Here is a 21,929-nt window from a genome sequence, read left to right on the forward strand (position 1 = left end):
TAGACTGCTACGTCGTGAGCCGTTCCAGTGAAGCAGAGTCCAGTGCCCTAAGTGAGGTCTGGCGAAACCTGCTGGGTCGGTGGCCAGAAAGTCAGCTTGAGCCCTCGCTTTCTCGCATCGCCTCACTGACCACGCTCTTGGGTGACCCACAAACCGCCTACCCTGTGATTCACGTGACGGGCACGAATGGCAAAACCTCGACTGCTCGAATGATCGAAATCATGCTGCGCTCTTATGGGCTTCGCACTGGTTTATTCACCTCGCCGCATTTGATTGATCCACGTGAGCGAATCTGCCTTGATGGTGAGCCAGTCGATGCAGATCGCTTCTTACATGTCTGGAACGACGTTGCTCCATATATCGACATGGTTGATTCCAATTCCCTTGCTGATGGTGGCCCACAACTCTCATTCTTTGAAGTGATGACTGCTTTGGCGTTCGCCACCTTTGCTGATGCGCCTGTAGATGTTGCGATCATTGAAGTTGGCATGGGTGGATCGTGGGATGCCACGAATGTGGCTCATGGCCAAGTTTGTGTGATTACTCCAATTGCCCTTGATCACCAAAACTATCTAGGTGACACCATCGAAGAGATCGCTGCCGAAAAAGCTGGCATCATCAAGCCTGACTCCTATGCAGTTCTTGCTGGTCAGGATGAAGCAGCAGCAGCGATTTTGAGCGCGCGTGTTGCTGAAGTTGGTGCGATTGCCTTCCGTGAGGGCGTTGATTTTGGTGTCGTTGATCGCCAGATTGCAGTGGGCGGACAAATGCTGAGTTTGCTTGGTATTGGTGGGCAAATTGACCAGGTATTCGTACCCCTGTTTGGTGAACATCAGGCGCGCAATGCTGCAGTTGCCTTGTGTGCAGTTGAAGCATTTATGGGTGCAGGCAAGCCGCCAGTTGAAGATGATGTGATTCGTGCTGGCTTAGATCAAGTAACTTCACCGGGGCGTTTGGAGATTGTGCGTCGCACGCCAACAGTTGTTGTTGATGCTGCACACAACCCAGCTGGTGCTGTGGCGCTTGCGCATGCGCTCGAGGATTCATTTGAATTCGCAACGTTGATCGGCATCATCGGTGTACTTGAAGATAAAGATCCCATGCATTTCTTGATTCCTCTGGAACCAATCCTTTCGACAGTCATCATTACTGAGCCGACCTCACCGCGCGCAATGTCAGCCGATGCATTGGCATTGATCGCGAATGAAGTTTTTGGTGAGGATCGTGTTCAGGTTGCAGAGAATCTTTCGGAAGCCTTAGATCGCGCGGTAACCCTTGCTGAAGCCGACGCTGTGTACGGCGGTGGCGGAGTGCTTGTCACAGGTTCTGTCGTTCTGGTTGGTGAAGCAAAGCAGTTGATGCAAAAAGGAAGGCGGCATCCTCAGTGAAGGTGCTTTGTTCAGCAACATTGAGTCTTGAAGCCATCGTGGTGTTCTTGGGCGTAGTAGTCGCCGGAACCAATGGCGATCACAGCAATACCGGGTTGATTTTCACTCTTGGATTCACTCTGATGGTTGTGCTCTTCTTGGCAGTGGGAACTCTGCGTCGCCCATGGGGATTGACCTTTGGTTGGCTTTTGCAAATTCCGGTACTGGCCCTTGGTTTCCTCGTGCCGCTCATGTTCGTGATGGGTGGGATTTTTGTGGTGCTTTGGTACGTGGCCATTCATCAAGGCAGTCGTATGGACCTACTCAAGGCCGAGAGGGCAACCCAAAATCCACCGGTAGGCTAGAACTTCATCAATTTCTTGAATAAGGAGCAACATGTCTGAGCGCACCCTGGTGTTGGTTAAGCCTGATGGCGTCGCACGTGGTCTTGTCGGTGAAGTACTCGCTCGCATCGAGCGTAAGGGCTTCAAGATTGTTGCTCTTGAAATGCGGACCTTGCCAAAGGAAATTGCAGAAGCTCACTATGGCGAGCACGCTGACAAGCCATTTTTCAAGAACTTGGTTGATTTCATCACCGGCGGACCGCTTGTTGCCGCAGTGATCGAAGGCGAAGCTGCCATCGTTCAGTGGCGCAACATGATGGGTGCAACAAACCCAGCAGCCGCCAACCCAGGCACCATTCGCGGTGACCTGGCTACTGAAATGCAAGAGAACGTGACCCACGGTTCAGATTCACCTGAATCTGCAGCACGCGAAATTGCGCTCTTCTTCCCAGGTCTATAAATCATGCGTCCCTCCGTGCTTGGACTTGGTTTAGGTACAACGGTTGGCGGAGTTGTTGGTGCCAAAGCGCGTGGGGCAACTCTCGTGCCGTGGCCAACAAAGGTGCGAGATGCATTTCCCAGCGCGCTTGGTGGATTAACCGGAACGCTCTCGGGCGTTGGTGTTGATCTGTTGATTGCTGCAGCTCGCCGCCCGCAACGCATTCCCGCAGCACTTGTTGCTACAGCAGGAATTTTCGCTGTTGCTGGCGTTGCTGGAAAGTATGCAGCGGGCAACGTATTTGCTGGTCTCGCTGATAAAAGTCGCGCGCTTGATCCAGGTTTCGCGGATGCACCTGCTGATCCATTGGTTACAGGATCTGCCGCGTCGGCTGTTCCACATCAGACCCTTGGTCGAGAAGGTGCACGTTTCGTAGGAACGGTGACTTCTGCCGAAGATGTGGAATTCGTAACTGGAAACGCTCGTGTGATCGAACCTGTGCGCGTATTTATTGGTGTGGATTCTGCACCAACAGTTGCCGAGCGCGTTCAGCTCGCGATGGAAGAGCTGCATCGCACTGGGGCCTTTGATCGCGCGAATCTTTTGATTCAGGCACCTGCTGGTTCGGGGTATGCCAACAGCACTCCTGTCGATGTGTTGGAAATCTTGACTCATGGTGATGCGGCATCCGTTGCTATTGGTTATGGATTGCTCCCGTCATTCTTGTCATTGGGCAAGGTCGCGATCGCATCACAAACCCAGCGCGAACTTCTTGATGCGATCGTTGCTGAGCTGCGTGATCGACCAACCAAACCTCGCTTGCTGCTGTATGGCGAAAGCCTGGGCGCCAAGGTGCAAGAAGCCGCTGTTCCTGCGGGTCTGCTTGATCTCGATGCGTATGGGATCGCTCAAGCGTTGTGGGTCGGCACCCCAGGCGGCAAGGTTGCAGATGAGTTCCATGCACGTTGCGCGGATTCTTCCATCACCGTCGACAATCCATCACAAATACCTACAGACCTGACAAATCGCCCACGCGTGTGGTTCTTGGAGCATGACGGCGATCCTGTGGTGCGTTTTCGCCCTGAATTGCTCAATGAGTGCCCATTTTGGCTTAAGCCAAATAAGCCTCGAGGCCGCAATATCCCCGAAGAGATGACGTGGAAGCCGGTCGTGACTTGGGCGCAGGTGCTCGTAGACGTGCTCTATGCCACCGATGTGAAGCCAGGGGATTTCAAAAGCCTTGGTCACGATTATCGGGCCGATCTTGGTGCCGTGGTCACCGCCGCATATGCCCTTGACGCCTCACCGGAGGTGGCCGATCGCCTCGAAACTCGCCTGCGCGAGCTCGAAGTAGCTCGGGCAGCCCGGATTGACGGTGCTGCCTAATCACGGGCAGGTGCGTAAGATAGGCAATTCGACCACTTTGGAAAGGGCCACTTCCCCATGGCTTCAGCTTCGTCTTCGTTCGTCGGCCGCGATATGGCCGTCGACCTAGGCACGGCCAATACCTTGGTCTACGTGCGCGGTCGCGGAATTGTGCTCAATGAGCCTTCCGTTGTAGCGATCAACAATCACACTGGCGGCATCTTGGCTGTTGGCTCCGAGGCCAAGCGCATGATCGGTCGCACCCCGGGCAATATCGTGGCGATTCGGCCACTCAAAGATGGCGTGATTGCAGACTTCGACACCACTGAGCGCATGCTTCGTTACTTCATTCAAAAGGTGCATCGTCGTCGTCATTTGGCTAAGCCGCGTCTGATTATTTGCGTTCCGTCAGGTATCACTGGTGTTGAACAACGTGCGGTGAAAGATGCCGGTTACGCAGCTGGTGCGCGCAAAGTGTTCATCATTGAAGAGCCAATGGCCGCGGCAATTGGCGCGGGCCTGCCCGTGCACGAACCAACGGGCAACATGGTTGTTGATATTGGTGGCGGTACTTCTGAAGTTGCTGTGATTTCCCTTGGCGGCATTGTCACGAGTTTGTCCGCGCGCGTTGGCGGCGACGAGCTTGATAACGCCATCATCAATTATGTAAAGCGTGAGTACTCATTGATGCTGGGTGAGCGCACCGCTGAAGAAATCAAAATGGCAATTGGCTCTGCTTTCCCTATGCCAGATGAACCACATGCAGAAATTCGTGGTCGAGATTTGATTACAGGTTTGCCTCGCACCATCGTGGTGTCTGCTGAAGAAATTCGTCGAGCAATCGACGAACCAGTCAACGCGATTGTTGCTGCTGTGAAAGCAACCCTTGACCGCACACCACCTGAGCTTTCCGGTGATATCATGGACCGCGGCATTGTGCTCACTGGTGGTGGCGCTCTCCTTCGTGGCCTCGATGAGCGGTTGCGACATGAAACAGGCATGCCAATTCTTATCGCAGACCGTCCATTGGATTGCGTTGCGCTTGGTTCAGGTAAGTGCGTTGAGGAATTCGACGCCTTGCAAGCAGTTCTCGTTTCCGAGCCACGGCGATAGGGCGGCTGGTCAATAGACCTGCCGTGCATTCACGATGTTTCAGCGCCGCGCTCGAGTGGTCATCGCCGTACTCATTGTGATCAGTTTGACCTTCGCAATCCTTGATTTGCGCGGCGGGAAAGGTCCGTTTGCAACGTTCCGTTCCGTCGTGGGCACAGCGCTTGGCGGTATTGAACGCGCTGGAGCAACCGTGTTTTCTCCAGTGCTCGCTATAGGCGACTGGTGGGGAACTTGGGGTGATCAGCGCGAAAAAATCAGCGAGTTGCAAGCGCAAAATCAGGCGCTGAGTGATTTGGTTCGTCGCAGTGCCGAAGATCGTGCTCGTGCAAATGCACTTGATGGATTACTTCGTGTTGCAGGCGCGGGTCGCTACCGCATCACACCAGCTGAAGTGATCGCTGTTGGACCAGAACAAGAATTTAGTTGGACAGTCACCATCGATATTGGCACGCAAGATGGCATTGAGCGTGACATGTCAGTAATAAATGCAGATGGACTCGTTGGTCGAGTATCGGCAGTACATCGCACGACATCCACGGTCATGCTGATCGTTGATCCGTCGATGTCCGTTGGTGCCCGTATCGCCGGCAGCCAAGAGGTCGGCATTCTTTCTGGAACTGGCGACCAGAACTCACTGGAATTTCAGATGTTGGATCCTTTAGCTGACGTAGAAATCGGTGCAGCATTGGTCACGTTTGGTTCTAAGAACGGTAAGCCTTACGCCCCGGGTATTCCGATCGGCGAAGTAACTGAAGTGCGTGGCACTGCAGGTCAGCTCACACGTGTAGCAACGATCAAACCATTCGCACGAATGTCTGCATTAAGCGTTGTTGGTGTCGTGGTGCGTCCGCCACGTACTGATCCACGTGATTCTGTTCTGCCTGATCGCCCAAAGTCGCCAACTCCTACGCCAACTCCTACGCCGTCATCTTCTCGAGGCGCGGGTTGGTCAGATGTCACTCCGGCTCCTTCGCCAAAGGCATCCTGATGTGGGCGCGCCAAGTCATCATTTTGGTGGTGACATTCTTCGTTGCCTTTCTCTTTCAAAATGCGTTTCTTGGTCGCTTGGGATTGCCAGGATCCACTCCGGATTTGATCCTGGTTTCGGTGATTGCAGTTGCTCTGGCCTACGGCTGGGAAGTCGGCATGATGTACGGCTTCGCTGCAGGCATTTTGGTGGACCTTGCGCCATCAACTGAAGGTGTGATCGGGGTCAATGCTCTGCTGTTTATGGCAGCCGCATTCTTTGCAGGTCGACTTCTTGACCCACGTGATCGCACCGTGCCGCTCCTGATTGGCCTGACAGCAGGCACTGTTGGTGCAGTGATCCTGGCTCGAGGCGTCATCGATTCGGTGCTTGGGCAACCCACCGTGGTGTGGGGGAATATGGCGGGGCTGATTCTCAGCGGTGCCATCTATGCCGGGTTTTTAGCTCCCATTGTCGTGATGCCTTTGGTGTGGGTGGTGAAGAAGTTCACTCCTGAGGTTGCAAAGTGATGATCATAGGGAGCGTCAATGGAACCGCGGTGACCTGCGATGAGTCACAGTTCCAAGGAAACCAGTGCCAAGTGAATGGAGGCTGCAGTGCGTGACCGCTCAATGCTGCGTCTCATGGTGCTCGGCGTCTTGGTTTTCTCATTGGTGATCACATTATTTGCTCGACTTTTCTATATTTCAGTTATGGAAGCCGCCGAGTATTCCTCGGCATCGGCGAATAACTCTGTGCGAGAAATCGTTCGACCTGCCGTTCGTGGGCTGATCCTTGATCAAGCTGGTCGGCCTATCGTTTCCAACCGCACAACGCTGGAAGTAACTGTTGATCGTGTGACCTTGTCACGCGAAAAAGATGATGGTGAAGCAGTCTTGAATCGATTGGCTCTATTGCTGAATACCCCAGTTGAAAAAATCAAGGACCGGCTGAAAACCTGTGGCACTGAGGGCGCCAAATCACCCCCTGTGTGTTGGAACGGATCTGCTTATCAACCAGTGCCCGTCGCGAACGGCATTGATACGCAAACTGCAATCAACATCATGGAGCGTTCGACCGACTTCACTGGTGTGAGTGCTCAACTGCATGCCAATCGCATTTATCCCGCACCTTTTGGTGTGAATGCCGCACACATTCTTGGTTATCTTGGGCCAGTTACTGAGTCCCAGCTTGAGGCTCAAGGAAGATCAGATGCTTATGACCGACTTCGGCGGACAGACGTCGTTGGTCGATCGGGTCTAGAGGCTCAATACGACGACACCCTTCGTGGCAAGCCAGAGGTGACATCACTGGCAATTGACACGTCGGGAAATGTCACCGAAAAACTCGGTGACAACGCCGCAACGCCAGGTAATTATTTGGTCTCGACTATTGATGCACGGCTGCAAGCTGTTGTTGAGTCTCAATTGGTAAATGCCGTGCAGCGGGCTCGATCGCAAGGCTATCCAGGTAAGTCGGGTGCGGCTGTGGTCATAGATGTGACTAATGGAAATGTTCTGGCGATGGCCAGTTACCCAACATACGATCCAGCAATTTGGGTAGGCGGAGTCACGAGCAAGCAGTACAACGAATTGAAGCGATCTGATTCGTTGTCTTCGAACGCTATTCAGGGAACGTTTGCGCCAGGTTCTACCTACAAGGTGGTGAGTACCGCGGCTGCTGGTGCGTCCAACATGAATCTTGGTGGGTATTACGGATGCCCAGAGCAATACAAGGCTGGTAATCAGACCTTCCGTAACTTCGAATCTAAAGGCTACGGAACAATTTCACTTGCGCGGGCACTTGAAGTGTCGTGCAACACCGTCTTCTATAGCATCGCTGACACCATGTGGAAGCGCGGTGGTGGATTGGATGCTGATCGCACTGCACCAGACCCAATCGCGAACATGGCGAAGTCCTTTGGTCTTGGTACAAAAACGGGTGTCGATCTGCCAGGTGAATCAAACGGACGTGTGGCAAGCCGATTGTTCAAGGCTGAAAACTGGGATGCCAAGAAAGACAGTTGGTGCGCGAATGCACTTGATGGATATTCAGAAACCCGAAAGACCAACCCAAAGCTTGCTGATTTCTACACCGCGCTTGATAAGGAAAACTGTGCTGACGGTTTCCGTTGGCGTGAGGGCGACGCACTGAATGCTGCTATCGGCCAGGGTGACACCGCTGTCACCCCATTGCAGATGGCCATGGTCTATTCGGCGATTGCAAACGGCGGCACTGTCTATCAACCTCAGGTGGTGAAAGGAATAGTTGGGCCTGAAGGCAAAGTTATTGAATCCTTCAAGCCAGTGGTGAAGTCAACTGTCGCAGCGCCGAAATCAACCATCGCGTTTTTGCAGCGCGCACTACCGGGTGTGACCTTGCGTGGTTCAGGTGAAACGCCATTCGCTGGCTTCCCACTTGCACAGATTCCAGTGGCTTCGAAAACAGGCTCAGCGCAGGTCACGGGTAACAAGGTTTCGACATCATGGTTCGCATCATTTGCACCAGCGAATAATCCGAAGTACGCGGTAGTGATGATGGTGACCGAAGGTGGCACGGGTTCGAAAACATCCGGGCCAAGCGTGCGAAAAATTTATGAAGCGCTGTTTGGAGTGAACGGAAAATCAGTGAACCCAGCAAAGAGCGTCTTGGTTGGTGGCGCTCCGAAGCTTGAACTCCCTAAGGTTCGAACAGACGGCACACCAGTTGCGCCTAAGGGTAAGAATTCGGGAGTGCGCGGATGAGTTTCCTTTCGACCATGAGGTCTAGTGATCAGCGCTCCTTTCCATCTCGCCAAGGTGGCGATTACCTTCGCGACCTTGACTGGGTGCTGCTTGCAGCGGCGGGTGCCGCCACTGTCTTGGGATCACTATTGGTGTGGTCTGCTAGCAAGGCTGATTTAGCGTCACCAACTGATCCTCAGTCGTATCTCAAGAAGCACTTGATCAACGTGGTTCTTGCCCTCATCTTGGGATTCATCGCTTCACGCTTAGAACACAGATGGCTGCGCGCTTACACGCCAGTAATTTATATCGTCTCTGTATTTACGTTGCTGCTCCCATTCGTTCCAGGTCTTGGCACAAAAATCGCGGGAGCTCGAGCCTGGATTCAGCTGCCAGGCGGCTTCACGATTCAACCCTCTGAATTTATGAAAATTGCCGTCATCTTGATGATGGCTGTGATTTTGGCGGAGAAAGATCGAGCGAATGAAGAACCAAAAGATAAAGATGTTCGTTTAGCACTCATCGTTGCAGTTATCCCGCTGCTCATTATTTTGTTGCAGAACGACACGGGCAGTGTGTTAATCCTGGGCTCGGTCACCTTGGCGGTGATTGCCGTCAGTGGTGCGCGAACGAAGTGGGTCGCGGGCCTTTTAGTCAGCACCGTGGTTGGCATTCTGTTAGCCATTCAGCTGGGCCTGCTCAAGCAATACCAAGTAGATCGACTGACCTCATTTATCAATCCGACCGCTGATGCCGGATCTATCGCCTACAACTCAACTCAGGCGCGCATCGCGATAGGTGGCGGCGGCTGGTTTGGGTTTGGGTTATTCCATGGCCCACAAACCCAAGGGCGCTTTGTCCCCGTGAATGAAAGTGACTTCATTTTCACAGTTGCTGGCGAAGAGCTGGGGTTCATCGGTGCTGCCATTTTGATTCTGTTGCTTACCATCGTGCTATGGCGGGCGGTGGTGATCGCGATGAAGGCTGACGACATGTATGGCCGATTGGTGGCAACCGGCATCGTGGCTTGGCTTGCCTTCCAGATGTTTGAAAACATTGGCATGGCCCTGGGCATCATGCCGATCACAGGAGTTCCGTTGCCCTTTGTCTCGGCCGGAGGCACGTCGATGATGGCCACCTGGATAGCCATTGGGCTGTTGGAGAACATTCGTCTCCACAGCCAGCAGCAATTGCCTTAAATGAAAGGCAAGTAGACTTCCCAAGTGACTGTCATGGATGCGCGTGTAAAAGGTGCTTCGATCTTCAATGAGATTGAAGCGCTCCTGCCTATGGTGTCCAAGCCAATTCAGTACGTTGGCGGCGAACTCAATGCAGTAGTCAAGCCGTGGGAATCAACTGATGTTCGCTGGGCGATCATGTATCCCGATGCCTACGAGGTTGGTGCACCCAATCAAGGTGTCCAGATCCTCTACGAAGTGATTAACGAGCTTCCAAATGCATTAGCTGAACGCACGTACTCCATCTGGCCAGATCTAGAAAAGCTCATGCGCGAAGCGGGCGTTCCACAGTTCACTGTTGATGCGCATCGATCCGTCGGCGATTTCGATCTTTTCGGACTGTCATTTTCAACCGAGCTTGGCTACACCAACATGCTCACGGCAATTGACCTTGCTGGTATCCCTGTGTATGCCAAAGATCGCACTATTGATCATCCAGTCGTGATTGCCGGCGGTCACGCCGCTTTCAACCCTGAACCCATTGCAGATTTCATTGACGCAGCAGTGATTGGTGACGGAGAAGAAGCCGTCCTTAAGCTCACTGAGTTAGTGCAGCAGTGGAAAAACGATGGTCAGCCAGGTGGGCGCGATGGCTTGTTGCTTTCAATTGCCACGTCAGGTGTTGCCTACGTTCCCAAGTTTTATGACGTTTCATATTTGCCAGACGGTCGAATCCAGCGAGTAGTGCCAACGAATCCTGATGTGCCATGGCGCGTTGCCAAGCACACACTCATGGACCTTGATGCGTGGCCATACCCAAAGGCGCCACTCGTTCCGCTTGCTGAAACTGTGCATGAGCGCATGAGCGTGGAAATCTTCCGTGGATGTACTCGCGGTTGCCGCTTTTGCCAGGCAGGCATGATCACTCGTCCAGTGCGCGAGCGCAGCATCTCGACAGTCGCTGAAATGATTGACAACGGTTTGTGTAAAACCGGCTACCAAGAAATTGGTTTGCTTTCGCTCTCAAGTGCGGATCACTCTGAAATTGCAGAGATGTCAAAGGCTTTGGCTGACCGCTACGAAGGCGATCAAACCTCGCTTTCCTTGCCAAGTACCCGTGTTGATGCATTCAATATTGATCTCGCAAATGAACTTTCTCGCAATGGTCGCCGAAGTGGTCTGACTTTCGCACCTGAAGGTGGCAGTGAGCGCATGCGTAATGTCATCAATAAGCAGGTCACTGAAGAAGATCTCATTCGCACGGTTTCTACTGCTTATGGAGCGGGTTGGCGCCAGGTGAAGTTGTACTTCATGTGTGGTCTGCCGACAGAAACAGACGAAGATGTTCTACAGATTGCAGCGCTTGCTCGCGAAGTTATCCGTGCAGGCCGCGAGGCTGCAGGCACGAAAGACATCCGTTGCACGATTTCCATTGGTGGCTTCATTCCAAAACCACACACGCCTTTCCAATGGGCTGCACAACTTGATCATGAAACAACCGATGCGCGCCTTCGTAAATTAAAGGATGCAATTCGCGCTGATAAGCAATTCGGCAAGGCAATTGGCATGCGTTACCACGATGGAAAGCCTGGAATCGTTGAAGGTTTGCTTTCACGAGGGGATCGCCGCGTTGGCAAAGTGATTCATCAGGCGTGGCTAGATGGTGCACGTTTTGATGGCTGGAGCGAACACTTCTCCTATGACCGTTGGATGAGTGCCGCTGAAGTGGCCTTCGCTGACGAGAGTGTTGATGTTGATTGGTTCACGACCCGTGAACGTCAACAAACTGAAGTGTTGCCTTGGGATCACATTGATTCTGGCCTGGATTCCGAATGGCTTTGGGAAGACTGGCAGGCAGCTATTGCAGAAACTGGGGTTGGCGATTGCCGCTGGACTCCGTGCACGGATTGTGGCGTTTGCGATCAAATGGGTACTGACATTCAAGTTGGTCCAACTGGCATCACTGAACTACCGATGCCAATCGTGCGCCCAAGCGTGGTGAACTAAGTGGCACGTACCGCTCCGGTGCGCGACTTCGCACCAACCGTTCAAAAGCTGCGTCTGAAATACGCCAAGCGCGGTCGTTTACGTTTTTCTTCACATCGCGATTTTCAACGAGCCTTTGAACGTGCCTTGCGTCGCGCAAATGTGCCCATTGCATTCAGCACAGGTTTCTCTCCCCACCCAAAGGTTTCGTACAACAACGCTGCTCCGACTGGAACGGCAAGTGAGGCTGAGTACATCGAGATTGGTGTGACGGTCCAGTGCGATCCCGATCGAATCCGCCTGGCCCTTGATGAAGCCTTGCCGCCTGGCCTAGACATCGTGGATGCAGTGGTGTCAAACACGCCCGACTTCGCTGCTCGATTAGAGGCCAGCCAGTGGCGCCTGGAATTCCCCGGTGTGGGGCAAGAAGAGCTCGCCAAGGTGGTTGAACTGTTCATGTCGCAAGGTGAAGTCCTCGTAGAACGCCTCATGAAAACCGGAATTCGCACCTTTGATGCCCGCTCAGCGGTCGTATTTGCGCAAGTCCTGGATCACGAGGCGACTCCTGGCGATCCAGAGTGTGCGATACTCACCTTGGTTGTTCGGCATAGCACTCCCGCTGTACGACCTGACGATGTTCTTGCCGCGCTGCGGCGAGTGGCTGACCTCGTGCCGCCCACCCCTGTAAGGGTGACCCGGCTGGCGCAGGGACCACTTGCCCCCGATGGCCAAGGCGTAGGAGACCCCTTCGCCCTTGACCGCGGTTAGCGAGAGCCAAGAGCCCCATGGCTTTGTGTGTCGCCCTCGGGTGGACACACCTGATTGGCGAATTGCATTTGCCACCGAAGGAGACTCGACCCAATGGTCGACAACGAAAACCCCAATTCCACTGATTCAGACACCCCTGCTCCACGTACTCGCCGCCGGGCCGCCAGCCGTCCCGCTGGCCCACCGGTTGAGGTTGAGGCCGTTATTGAACAGGCGCCTGCCAAGGCACCAACGAAGAAGGCAGCACGCGCTCCACGCAAGACCAAGGCTCAAGCAGCACAGGCTGACCTTGAGCAGGCCGCAGAACAGGTAACAGAGCAGGCTGCTGAACAGGCTCCAGCAAAGGTAACGAAGGGTGGCCGCGCGCCAATCGCCGCTGCCTTTGTCGCACCAGTGTTTATCGCTCCCGAGCCAGTCCAGGCCCAAGAAGGCGAAAAGCCCAAGAAGTCGTCCAATAACCGTCGCGGCAAGGCCAAGCCTGCTGAAGTCAGTGCCGAAGAGGCCGCTGAATCAACCGCAACTGAGGGTGATTCAGCTGATGAGGCCAACGCTGATGGCGATGAACTTGGCCAAGATGGTCAGCCACGTCGTCGTCGCCGTCGCGGTGGCCGCGGTCGTCGTAAGCGCACGGGTGAAGGCAATGACGAGTCAACTGAAGAGTCAGACACGAGCGACGAAGCAGGCGCGGAGTCTGAAGAAGATGCTGATGCAGTTGAAGGCGAAACCGAAGAGCAGGCGGCCTCTCGCCGTCGTCGTCGTCGCCGTCGTCGCGGAAATGATGATCTTGAGCCTTCGCCTGACGATCCACCTAACACTGTGGTCAAGGTGCGTGAACCGCGTGCCAAGGGTGACGATGTTTCTTCAATGCGCGGTTCAACGCGCCTTGAAGCAAAGAAGCAGCGTCGACGTGAAGGTCGCGAAGCTGGCCGCCGCCGTCCACCAATTTTGACTGAGTCTGAATTCCTGGCACGTCGCGAAGCCGTGAATCGTGTGATGGTTGTTCGTCAAAATGGCGATCGCACCCAGATTGCAGTTCTTGAAGATGGCGTTCTCGTTGAACATTACGTCACGCGCGGTTCATCAGGTTCACTCGTCGGCAACGTCTACTTGGGTCGCGTACAAAACGTGCTGCCAAGCATGGAAGCTGCGTTTGTTGACATTGGTCGCGGTCGTAACGCGGTGCTGTATGCAGGCGAAGTGAACTGGGATGCAGCAGGCCTAGAAGGTCAACCAAAGCGCATTGAACTTGCCATGAAGTCGGGCGATCCAGTGCTTGTGCAGGTCACCAAGGATCCTGTTGGTCAAAAGGGTGCGCGCCTGACAAGTCAGATTTCCTTGCCTGGTCGTTTCTTGGTGTACGTGCCAGACGGTTCGATGACCGGCATTAGTCGCAAGCTTCCTGACACCGAACGCTCACGCCTCAAAAGCATCTTGAAGCGAGTTATGCCAGAAGAAGCCGGCGTGATCGTTCGCACCGCTGCTGAAGGCGCTCCAGAAGAAGCGCTTGTGCAAGATGTTGAGCGTTTGAAGGCTCAATGGGCTGACATCAGTACGCGCACGGAAAACGCAACACCGCCTACTTTGCTTTACGGAGAACCTGATCTTGCGATCAAGGTTGTTCGTGACATCTTCAATGAAGATGTGAACAAAATGGTGGTTGCTGGTGGCGATGCTTGGGCAACCTTGCAGGAATATGTCACTGCAGTAGCACCTGATCTTGCTGATCGCCTTGAGCATCACGTTGGTAACACTGATGTCTTTGCTGAGTACCGCATCGATGAGCAGCTCGCAAAGGCACTTGATCGCAAGGTCTGGTTGCCTTCAGGTGGCTCGCTTGTGATTGACCGCACTGAAGCAATGACTGTGGTTGACGTCAACACCGGCAAGTTCACTGGTCAAGGTGGCAACCTCGAGCAAACAGTGACCAGTAACAACCTTGAAGCAGCTGAAGAAATCGTTCGTCAGCTTCGCCTTCGCGACATCGGCGGCATCATCGTCGTTGACTTCATCGACATGGTGTTGGAAAGCAACCGAGATTTGGTGCTTCGTCGACTTGTCGAATGTTTAGGTCGCGATCGCACTAAGCATCAAGTTGCGGAAGTCACCAGCCTTGGCTTAGTTCAGATGACCCGTAAGCGCATTGGTTCAGGTTTGATTGAGTCGTTCTCAACGAACTGCGAAACCTGTAATGGTCGCGGTATCAAGGTGAACCTACATGAGCATGATCACCTTGAATCACCAAAGAGCCGTCGCCCTGCAAATGCTGTCGATCCAGCAGATGTTGCAGCGCGTACTGTTGCACCTATGGAACCTGAAGAAGATGTGACAAACGAAGCAATTGAAGCAATCAAGGCTGAAGCACATGCTGAAGCCGCTGCTGATGAAGCTGCGTATGAAGAAGTTGCCCATGCAGTTGCAGTAGATAGCGACTCCGCGGACGCGTAATGACATCGACTGAACGCGAACTCCTTATTGACAATGTCAATGGAGTTCGCGTTTTGTCATTGAACAGACCTGAACGACTCAACGCGTTTACTGCACAGGCGTATTTCGGTCTAGCAGCAGCACTCGAAGAAGCTGCCGTTGATGACACTGTCGAAGTGGTGTTACTCAAGGGTGAAGGGCGCGCGTATTGCGCAGGTGTTGATCTGTTTGCTTTGGGTGAAACTGACAGTGGCGAGTTCAGTCGCGGAATTAAGACTGTGGTGCTGGCGCTCGCAAACTTCCCAAAGCCCATCGTTGCTGCGGTGCACGGTGCAATCGTGGGCTTTGGCGCCACGATGCTCTTGCACGTTGACATCGTGCTGACGGCTGATGACGCCCGTTGGCGCTTTCCTTTCACTGAGCTTGGCACCGGGCCAGAGGCGGGCAGTTCCTACATGTTGCCCAAGATCGTGGGGGAGCGCCGAGCAGCGGAACTGTTGATGACCTCACGCTGGGTCAGTGGCCAAGAGGCTGCTGAGCTGGGTTTGGCAACTGATGCCGTGCCAGCTGATCAGGTCCATCAGATGGGCCTGCTGGTGGCACAAAAGCTCACCAGCCTCAAAGGAGCGGCCTTAGTGGAGACCAAGGCCCTCATGCGCCTTGGTTGGGCCCAGGAAATCGCGGGAGCCATTGATCGAGAGACCAAAACTGCTGGGGAAATAGGCCGCAAACTTGGTGGGGGCGGCTTTGCATGGGGCGCTCGTTAGGGGCCAGTTTGACCCATTGAGTGCCTCTTGCGTACTCTTAGGACCCGGACATTTGTGTCCGCGTGTGTTTCAGGTTCGAAACCGCAGAATTACGAGGTAGGAGTACGTGGTGTACGCGATTGTGCGCGCTGGCGGCCGTCAGGAAAAGGTCGCAGTTGGCGACGTTGTAGTGCTGGACCGGGTAGCCGGAGCTCCAGGCACCTCTGTTGCATTGCCTTGCTTGCTTATGGTTGATGGCACCTCGGTGACCACCGATTCCGCAGCTCTTGCCAAGATCAAGGTTTCGGCCGAGATCATTGAGCACAAGCGCGGGCCAAAGATCGACATTTTGAAGTACAAGAACAAGACCGGTTACCGCCGTCGTCAGGGCCACCGTCAGGAGCTCACTGCCGTCAAGGTCACCGAAATCGCGACCGGGAAGTAGTGAACTTAAATGGCATCCAAAAAGGGCGTATCCAGTACCCGTAACGGCCGCGACTCCAACTCACAGCGTCTTGGTGTCAAGCGCTTTGGTGGGCAAGAAGTCAACGCAGGCGAGATCATCGTTCGCCAGCGCGGCACCCACTTCCACCCGGGCAACAATGTTGGCCGCGGCAAGGACGACACGTTGTTTGCACTTTCAGCAGGCCGCGTTGAGTTCGGTTCACATCGCGGTCGTCGCGTCGTGAACATCCTGGCGCAGTAGTTTCGCACTTCGCGCAGTACCAATCTTCGAACGAGGCGAGCTACGGCTCGCCTCGTTTGTCTTTGGCCCCACCGGGTCACATACGTAAGGATCAGTTATGACCACCTTCGTCGATCGCGTGCAGTTGTACGCGCAGGCGGGCGATGGTGGCAATGGCTGCGCATCGATTCTGCGTGAGAAGTTCAAGCCCCTTGGCGGCCCAGATGGCGGTAACGGTGGCAAGGGTGGCGACATCATTCTTGAAGTCGACCCACAGGTCACCACGCTTCTTGAGTTCCATCACCGTCCGCATCAAAAAGCTACCAACGGCAAACCAGGCGCGGGTAACAACCGCCATGGTGCCCAAGGTAAAGACGTAGTCCTCAAGGTCCCATCCGGCACGGTTGTCACGACCCAAAGCGGCAAGATTCTTGCTGACCTCGTGGGCGCTGGAATGTCATACGTGTTGGCCCAAGGCGGTCGCGGTGGTCTTGGTAACGCAGCGTTGGCGAGCCCTCGTCGCAAGGCTCCAGGTTTTGCGTTGATTGGCGAACCAGGCGATAACCGCGATGTTGTTCTTGAACTGAAAACAGTTGCTGACGTTGCTCTCGTGGGTTTCCCAAGTGCCGGTAAGTCCAGCATGATCGCGGCTTTGAGCGCTGCGCGCCCAAAGATTGCCGACTACCCATTCACCACCTTGGTGCCAAACCTTGGTGTCGTCACCGCTGGCGACACCATCTTCACTGTTGCTGACGTTCCAGGTTTGATTCCGGGTGCAAGTCAGGGCAAGGGTCTTGGTCTGGAATTCCTGCGTCACGTCGAACGCTGCAGCGTGTTGGTGCACGTTCTTGATGCAGCAACCTTGGAACCAGGTCGCGATCCTCTTGATGATCTTGATGCCATTGAAAAGGAACTTGAGCTCTATGGCGGCCTTGCTGATCGGCCACGCATTGTGGCAATCAACAAGATCGATATTCCTGATGGGCGAACGATGGCCGAGCTCGTTCGGCCAAGTTTGGTTGGACGCGGTTATCAGGTGTACGAAGTGTCTGCTGCAACCCACGAGGGTTTGCGTGAATTGACCTATGCAATGGCAGTGCTCGTTGCGAAGGCACGTGCAGCAGTGGTGCATGAAATTGCTCCACGCATTGTGATTTCTCCACGCGCGGTCAACGAAGAAGAATTCACCGTGGTGCAAGAGATCGACGGCTTCCGCGTACGCGGCGCACGCCCTGAACGTTGGGTTCGCCAAACTGACTTCAGCAATGATGAAGCTGTCGGCTACTTGGGCGATCGCCTGGCTCGTTTGGGAGTTGAGGCTGAGCTCATTGAGCAGGGCGCAAAGCCTGGTACGGCAGTCATGATCGGTTCCGAAGAAAACGCGGTTGTGTTCGATTGGCACCCATCAATCCAGGCCAATACTCGTTCAGAAGCTTCGCCACGTGGCACCGATGTGCGTGTACATCTGGGCGAACGTCAACGCAATGAGGACAATAGCGTTTATGACGACTGAGGTACGAGGTGCGATTGCTTCGGCGTCGCGCATTGTCGTCAAGGTGGGGTCGTCATCACTGACCCGCCGTGATGGTGGCATCAACGAAGAAGCGATTACCAATCTTGTAGCTCAATTAGCCAAGCGGCGTTCGCTTGGTCATCAAGTTGTTCTCGTATCCAGCGGATCCATTGCTGCAGGTTTTCCAGTACTTGGATTAACTTCGCGTCCTCGTGATCTTGCAACACAGCAAGCATCAGCCAGCGTGGGTCAGGGCATGTTGATTGCTCAATATTCAACTGCATTTGCCGAGTTTGGTCTGACGGTGGGGCAGGTGTTGCTGACAGCTGAAGATGTCACACGTCGTGCGCATTACGGCAATGCTCAGCGCACACTGTTCCGCTTACTTGAACTTGGTGTTGTGCCAATCGTGAACGAAAACGACACCGTTGCAACGGAAGAAATTCGGGTAGGCGATAACGATCGCCTCGCGGCTCTCGTTGCGCATGTGGTGCAAGCTGATGCGCTGGTGCTCTTGTCAGATGTTGACGGTTTGTATGACGGGCCGCCTTCGCAAGGTGGAGCGAAACTTATTTCGTCGGTGAAATCACCAGCAGATCTCCAGAGCCTGACCATTGGTGGTACTGGAGATGCCGGCATTGGCTCTGGCGGAATGTCTTCAAAGGTGGAAGCAGCGAGCATTGCTACCTCGGCTGGAATTCCGGTGTTGCTTACCTCGGCCGCGCTTGTTGAGCAGGCACTGGGTGAGGCCCAAGTAGGCACCGCATTCGCCCCAACCGGTGAGCGTTCATCAACGCGATTGTTGTGGTTGGCGCACGCCACCACAGGAACCGGGCGACTGCACCTAGATGCGGGAGCAGCTCGTGCAATCACTGAGCGAGGCTCATCATTGTTGCCAGCCGGGATTACGGCGGTTGAGGGCGATTTCTCTGCCGGTGACCCGGTAGATCTCATTGATCATGAAGGCAGTGCCATCGCCCGAGGTCTGGTGAATTTTGATTCAACTGAAATACCGCCACTTCTGGGTCGCTCCACCAAGGAATTGGCCGCGGAACTTGGGCCTGCATATGAGCGTGAGGTAGTCCACCGCGACGATCTTGTATTGCTGCGCAATTAGGCTTGGCGTATGACGAACGAACGCGAACAGGTACTCGACGTTGCTCGCCGTGGGCGAGCAGTAGCCAATGCTGTTCGCCAACTGACACGGCATGAAAAAGATGCAGCGATCCTTGCCATTGCTGATGCACTTGATGCGCGCACGCCGGAGATAGTTGCCGCCAACGACATCGATGTTGCTCGCGCCCAAGATGCCGAAACACCAGAGGGCATCATTGATCGTCTGACATTGAATGACAGTCGAGTTGCTGCAATTGCTGATGCACTTCGTGAAGTTGCTGCTCTTCCGGATCCATGTGGTGAAGTTGTGCGCGGTTACACCTTGCCAAACGGTTTGCAGATTCGCCAGGTACGCGTCCCCATGGGTGTCGTAGGCATGATTTATGAAGCTCGTCCGAACGTGACAGTCGATGCGGCTGGATTGTGTTTAAAGAGTGGCAACGTTGCTCTTCTGCGCGGTTCTTCATCAGCGGCGACCACGAACACCGCACTCGTTGAAATTATGCGCGATGCGATTGTTGAGCGTGGTATCCCGGCAGACGCGATTCAACTCGTGCCTGGGCTGACTCACGAATCAACGAAGCATTTGATGACAGCTCGAGGATTAGTGGACGTATTGATTCCACGCGGTGGCGCTGCGCTCATCAATAACGTGGTTGAAAACTCCACGGTTCCTGTCATTGAAACTGGCGTGGGGAACTGTCATGTCTACATTGATAAAGATGCAGACATTCAAAAGGCCATCAACATCATCGTGAACAGCAAAGTGCAACGTCCAAGTGTGTGCAACGCGGCTGAGACCCTGCTCGTGCACAAGGACATCGCTGACACTTTCTTGCCGCTGGCCGCTGCGGTACTCCATCAAAATGGCGTGACCTTGCATGCTGACCAGCGCGCATATGACCTCACTGTTGGAACTGGAATCCCGGTCGAGCATGTCACGGATGAGGACTGGGCACTTGAGTACCTGACCTTGGATTTGGCCGCAGGGGTGGTGGATTCCATTGATGAGGCCATCGCGCATATCCAGCGCTGGAGCTCAGGTCACACTGAATCCATCGTCACCGATAGTCAGGCATCAGCCGCCAAGTTCGTGGCTGGCATCGATTCTGCAGCCGTCATGATCAACGCGTCCACTCGATTCACTGATGGTGGGGAATTTGGGTTTGGGGCTGAAATTGGCATCTCTACCCAGAAATTACATGCTCGTGGCCCCATGGGATTGGCCGAATTGACCACAACCACCTACGTAGTGACGGGTGACGGGCACATCCGAGGGTAGAAGTCGCTAAAGTAGGGATGCTTATTATTTTGGAGAGGATTTAGTCATGAGTGTTTTCGCAAACTCGAATGCGATTGCAAATGAGGCAGCAGCCCATAGCGATCAAATCTCTCCCTACTACTTTGGCTTGTTCACCTTTGTAGCTCTCGGCGCCCTGCTTGTGGTCACCATGATGCTCAAGGTTGACAACTAGCCACCCATGACTTCCCGACGCCTCGGCGTCTTCGGTGGCACCTTCGACCCGATCCACTCAGGTCACCTCATCGCTGCCGCATCAGTTCGCAATGCCTTGGAACTTGAACAAGTCATCTTCGTACCGACTGGTCATTCTTGGCACAAGATTCCCGGCCCGCTGGCTCCTTCAATGGATCGCTTAGCCATGGTGGATTTGGCTTTAGCTGATTACGAACACTTCTCGTCCTCAGATGTCGACATCAATCGGCTTGGCCCGACCTACACCGTTGACACACTGACAGATCTGCAAGCCCAATATGTGCAGGAATTTCCTGACGATGAATTCACGTGGTTCTTTATTACGGGTGCAGACGCGTTGACTGAATTTGCGAGCTGGAAAGACCCTGAAGAAATCCTTGCTCGCGCACAAATGGTTGGTGTGAGTCGACCTGGATTCACCGTTGCTCCTGGTCCGCTGTTGAGTGGGCATTCTGTCGTGATTGAGGCGCCGACTCCAGATATTTCATCGAGCGATATTCGCCAACGGGTGCGAGAGGGTCGAAGCCTTGAGGGACTTCTACCAATCGATGTTGCGCAATACATTGATGAGCACAATCTCTATCGCGATACCCCTGCGGGAATGTGATGCCACAACATCAATCACATGTTCGTCGCTGGATCATCTTGCTAGTCGTGGTCGCGATTGTTGCCGCGGGTGCCGTGTTGTCAGCGATACTTGGAAATACCGGTTCACCAGTTGGTAAGCCTACGGCGACTCCGCGACCGTCAGTCACGACGCCGGTTGTGAAGCCAGCTGTGAAAACGCAACGAACTCTGCTCATTCAAGTTCGTGACGACGACCGACACGTTATTTATTCGGGTCTGTTCGCAACAAGTATTGGCAAAGCCAATGGCGCTCGCATGCAGCTACCTTCCGGTTTGCTCGTGCCAATTCCAACGTGGATTCCCTTGCGCCTCACCGGAGATGCCAACGACACGTTACAAAGTCAGCATGCAATTGAAGAGTTACTTGGCGTTGATGTAGATATTTCCTTAGTGCTCGATCGACTTGCCCTCACTGGTCTCTATGACGCAACGCTTGTGCCGGTCATTGCGCAAGAAGCGAAGGCTTCATCGGACATTCATCAGTGGATTGTGAAGGCATTGATCAATATGCCTGAGAAGTCTGCTGACGCAGGGCAAGTGGTCCTAAGTCTTGGTCATATGGCTCGATCTAGTGCATCGAATATCGATCTGGTCGACCTACTCATCGCGGTGCGCGCAGATGCTCGAGCCAAGAAGTTGACCTCCGTGACGATGCCAGTAGATCAGGTGCGAGCAACAGGAACTGCCGTTGCCAAACCAGCGGCAACTAATTCGGTTATGCGTAAGTATTTTTCGCGCACTTTGCTGTCCCCTGGGCAAGCCGTGAGCCCACGCATTGTGCTGACTCCAGCTGGTGCCTCTGCGGCTGCGATCGCTGCGGCAACTGAATCGCTCATTGACGCCGGGATGACCGTGATCCCTGGTCAGCCGATCAGTTCTCGTGGGCCGTCATCGATCCAAGTGCCAGATTCAAATGTGAGCGCACTCATCGGGCGAAAGGTCGCCATCACGCTGAAGTTGTATCCCGAGGAAGTTCGGCGAGTGAAGAGCTATGTCGTGGATGCTGAAGTCCTGCTGGGATCTGACGCTCCGCAACTGTGAGAGGCTTAACCCGAATATTGACCACCTGAGAG

General features: G+C 54.2%; 21 protein-coding genes. All 21 read left to right on the forward strand.

Annotation, left to right across the window (positions count from 1 at the left end):
- Positions 1 to 14: 14 nt before the first annotated feature.
- Positions 15 to 1,388, forward strand: coding sequence for a bifunctional folylpolyglutamate synthase/dihydrofolate synthase (locus PHN51_04350; GenBank protein MDD2818008.1), 1,374 nt, complete (start codon positions 15 to 17; stop codon positions 1,386 to 1,388).
- Positions 1,385 to 1,732 (forward strand): DUF4233 domain-containing protein, encoded by a 348-nt coding sequence (locus PHN51_04355; GenBank protein MDD2818009.1) that lies wholly within the window; start codon positions 1,385 to 1,387, stop codon positions 1,730 to 1,732. The genes PHN51_04350 and PHN51_04355 overlap by 4 nt, the downstream gene beginning before the upstream one ends.
- Before the next feature lie 31 nt (positions 1,733 to 1,763).
- Positions 1,764 to 2,171: a nucleoside-diphosphate kinase gene (gene ndk / locus PHN51_04360; GenBank protein MDD2818010.1), complete on the forward strand. Its 408-nt coding sequence runs from the start codon at positions 1,764 to 1,766 to the stop codon at positions 2,169 to 2,171.
- Between the two features lie 3 nt (positions 2,172 to 2,174).
- On the forward strand, positions 2,175 to 3,536 hold the full coding sequence (locus PHN51_04365; protein ID MDD2818011.1) for an alpha/beta-hydrolase family protein: 1,362 nt from the start codon (positions 2,175 to 2,177) through the stop codon (positions 3,534 to 3,536).
- Positions 3,537 to 3,593: 57 nt separating this feature from the next.
- Positions 3,594 to 4,628: a rod shape-determining protein gene (locus PHN51_04370; GenBank protein ID MDD2818012.1), complete on the forward strand. Its 1,035-nt coding sequence runs from the start codon at positions 3,594 to 3,596 to the stop codon at positions 4,626 to 4,628.
- Between the two features lie 34 nt (positions 4,629 to 4,662).
- Positions 4,663 to 5,616 carry a rod shape-determining protein MreC gene (gene mreC, locus PHN51_04375; GenBank protein MDD2818013.1) on the forward strand — a complete coding sequence of 318 codons (954 nt, stop codon included), beginning with the start codon at positions 4,663 to 4,665 and terminating at the stop codon, positions 5,614 to 5,616.
- Positions 5,616 to 6,125, forward strand: coding sequence for a rod shape-determining protein MreD (gene mreD, locus PHN51_04380; protein ID MDD2818014.1), 510 nt, complete (start codon positions 5,616 to 5,618; stop codon positions 6,123 to 6,125). The genes mreC and mreD overlap by 1 nt, the downstream gene beginning before the upstream one ends.
- A gap of 87 nt (positions 6,126 to 6,212) precedes the next feature.
- Positions 6,213 to 8,339, forward strand: coding sequence for a penicillin-binding protein 2 (gene mrdA / locus PHN51_04385; protein ID MDD2818015.1), 2,127 nt, complete (start codon positions 6,213 to 6,215; stop codon positions 8,337 to 8,339).
- On the forward strand, positions 8,336 to 9,517 hold the full coding sequence (locus PHN51_04390) for an FtsW/RodA/SpoVE family cell cycle protein (protein MDD2818016.1): 1,182 nt from the start codon (positions 8,336 to 8,338) through the stop codon (positions 9,515 to 9,517). Before mrdA ends, PHN51_04390 begins: the two co-directional genes overlap by 4 nt.
- 33 nt (positions 9,518 to 9,550) lie before the next feature.
- The gene (locus PHN51_04395) at positions 9,551 to 11,503 is read left to right on the forward strand and encodes a TIGR03960 family B12-binding radical SAM protein (protein MDD2818017.1); all 1,953 of its coding nucleotides are present in this window, start codon (positions 9,551 to 9,553) and stop codon (positions 11,501 to 11,503) included.
- Complete coding sequence (locus PHN51_04400) at positions 11,504 to 12,250, forward strand: TIGR03936 family radical SAM-associated protein (protein ID MDD2818018.1); 747 nt, start codon at positions 11,504 to 11,506, stop codon at positions 12,248 to 12,250.
- A gap of 93 nt (positions 12,251 to 12,343) precedes the next feature.
- Positions 12,344 to 14,695, forward strand: coding sequence for an Rne/Rng family ribonuclease (locus PHN51_04405; GenBank protein ID MDD2818019.1), 2,352 nt, complete (start codon positions 12,344 to 12,346; stop codon positions 14,693 to 14,695).
- On the forward strand, positions 14,695 to 15,441 hold the full coding sequence (locus PHN51_04410; GenBank protein MDD2818020.1) for an enoyl-CoA hydratase-related protein: 747 nt from the start codon (positions 14,695 to 14,697) through the stop codon (positions 15,439 to 15,441). Before PHN51_04405 ends, PHN51_04410 begins: the two co-directional genes overlap by 1 nt.
- 109 nt (positions 15,442 to 15,550) lie before the next feature.
- Positions 15,551 to 15,865 carry a 50S ribosomal protein L21 gene (gene rplU / locus PHN51_04415; GenBank protein MDD2818021.1) on the forward strand — a complete coding sequence of 105 codons (315 nt, stop codon included), beginning with the start codon at positions 15,551 to 15,553 and terminating at the stop codon, positions 15,863 to 15,865.
- A 9-nt stretch (positions 15,866 to 15,874) separates the two neighbouring features.
- A complete protein-coding gene (gene rpmA, locus PHN51_04420; protein ID MDD2818022.1) occupies positions 15,875 to 16,126 on the forward strand; it encodes a 50S ribosomal protein L27 in 252 nt (83 codons plus the stop codon).
- Between the two features lie 97 nt (positions 16,127 to 16,223).
- A complete protein-coding gene (obgE, locus tag PHN51_04425) occupies positions 16,224 to 17,618 on the forward strand; it encodes a GTPase ObgE (protein MDD2818023.1) in 1,395 nt (464 codons plus the stop codon).
- A complete protein-coding gene (gene proB, locus PHN51_04430) occupies positions 17,608 to 18,735 on the forward strand; it encodes a glutamate 5-kinase (GenBank protein MDD2818024.1) in 1,128 nt (375 codons plus the stop codon). Before obgE ends, proB begins: the two co-directional genes overlap by 11 nt.
- A 9-nt stretch (positions 18,736 to 18,744) precedes the next feature.
- Positions 18,745 to 20,016, forward strand: a complete 1,272-nt coding sequence (locus PHN51_04435; GenBank protein ID MDD2818025.1) for a glutamate-5-semialdehyde dehydrogenase — start codon at positions 18,745 to 18,747, stop codon at positions 20,014 to 20,016.
- A 46-nt stretch (positions 20,017 to 20,062) separates the two neighbouring features.
- The gene (locus tag PHN51_04440; GenBank protein MDD2818026.1) at positions 20,063 to 20,209 is read left to right on the forward strand and encodes a hypothetical protein; all 147 of its coding nucleotides are present in this window, start codon (positions 20,063 to 20,065) and stop codon (positions 20,207 to 20,209) included.
- A 6-nt stretch (positions 20,210 to 20,215) separates the two neighbouring features.
- Complete coding sequence (gene nadD / locus PHN51_04445) at positions 20,216 to 20,836, forward strand: nicotinate-nucleotide adenylyltransferase (protein MDD2818027.1); 621 nt, start codon at positions 20,216 to 20,218, stop codon at positions 20,834 to 20,836.
- Positions 20,836 to 21,897, forward strand: a complete 1,062-nt coding sequence (locus PHN51_04450; GenBank protein MDD2818028.1) for a hypothetical protein — start codon at positions 20,836 to 20,838, stop codon at positions 21,895 to 21,897. Before nadD ends, PHN51_04450 begins: the two co-directional genes overlap by 1 nt.
- Positions 21,898 to 21,929 lie beyond the last annotated feature (32 nt).

The organism is Candidatus Nanopelagicales bacterium, assembly GCA_028687755.1.
Taxonomy (GTDB): Bacteria; Actinomycetota; Actinomycetes; order S36-B12; family S36-B12; genus UBA11398.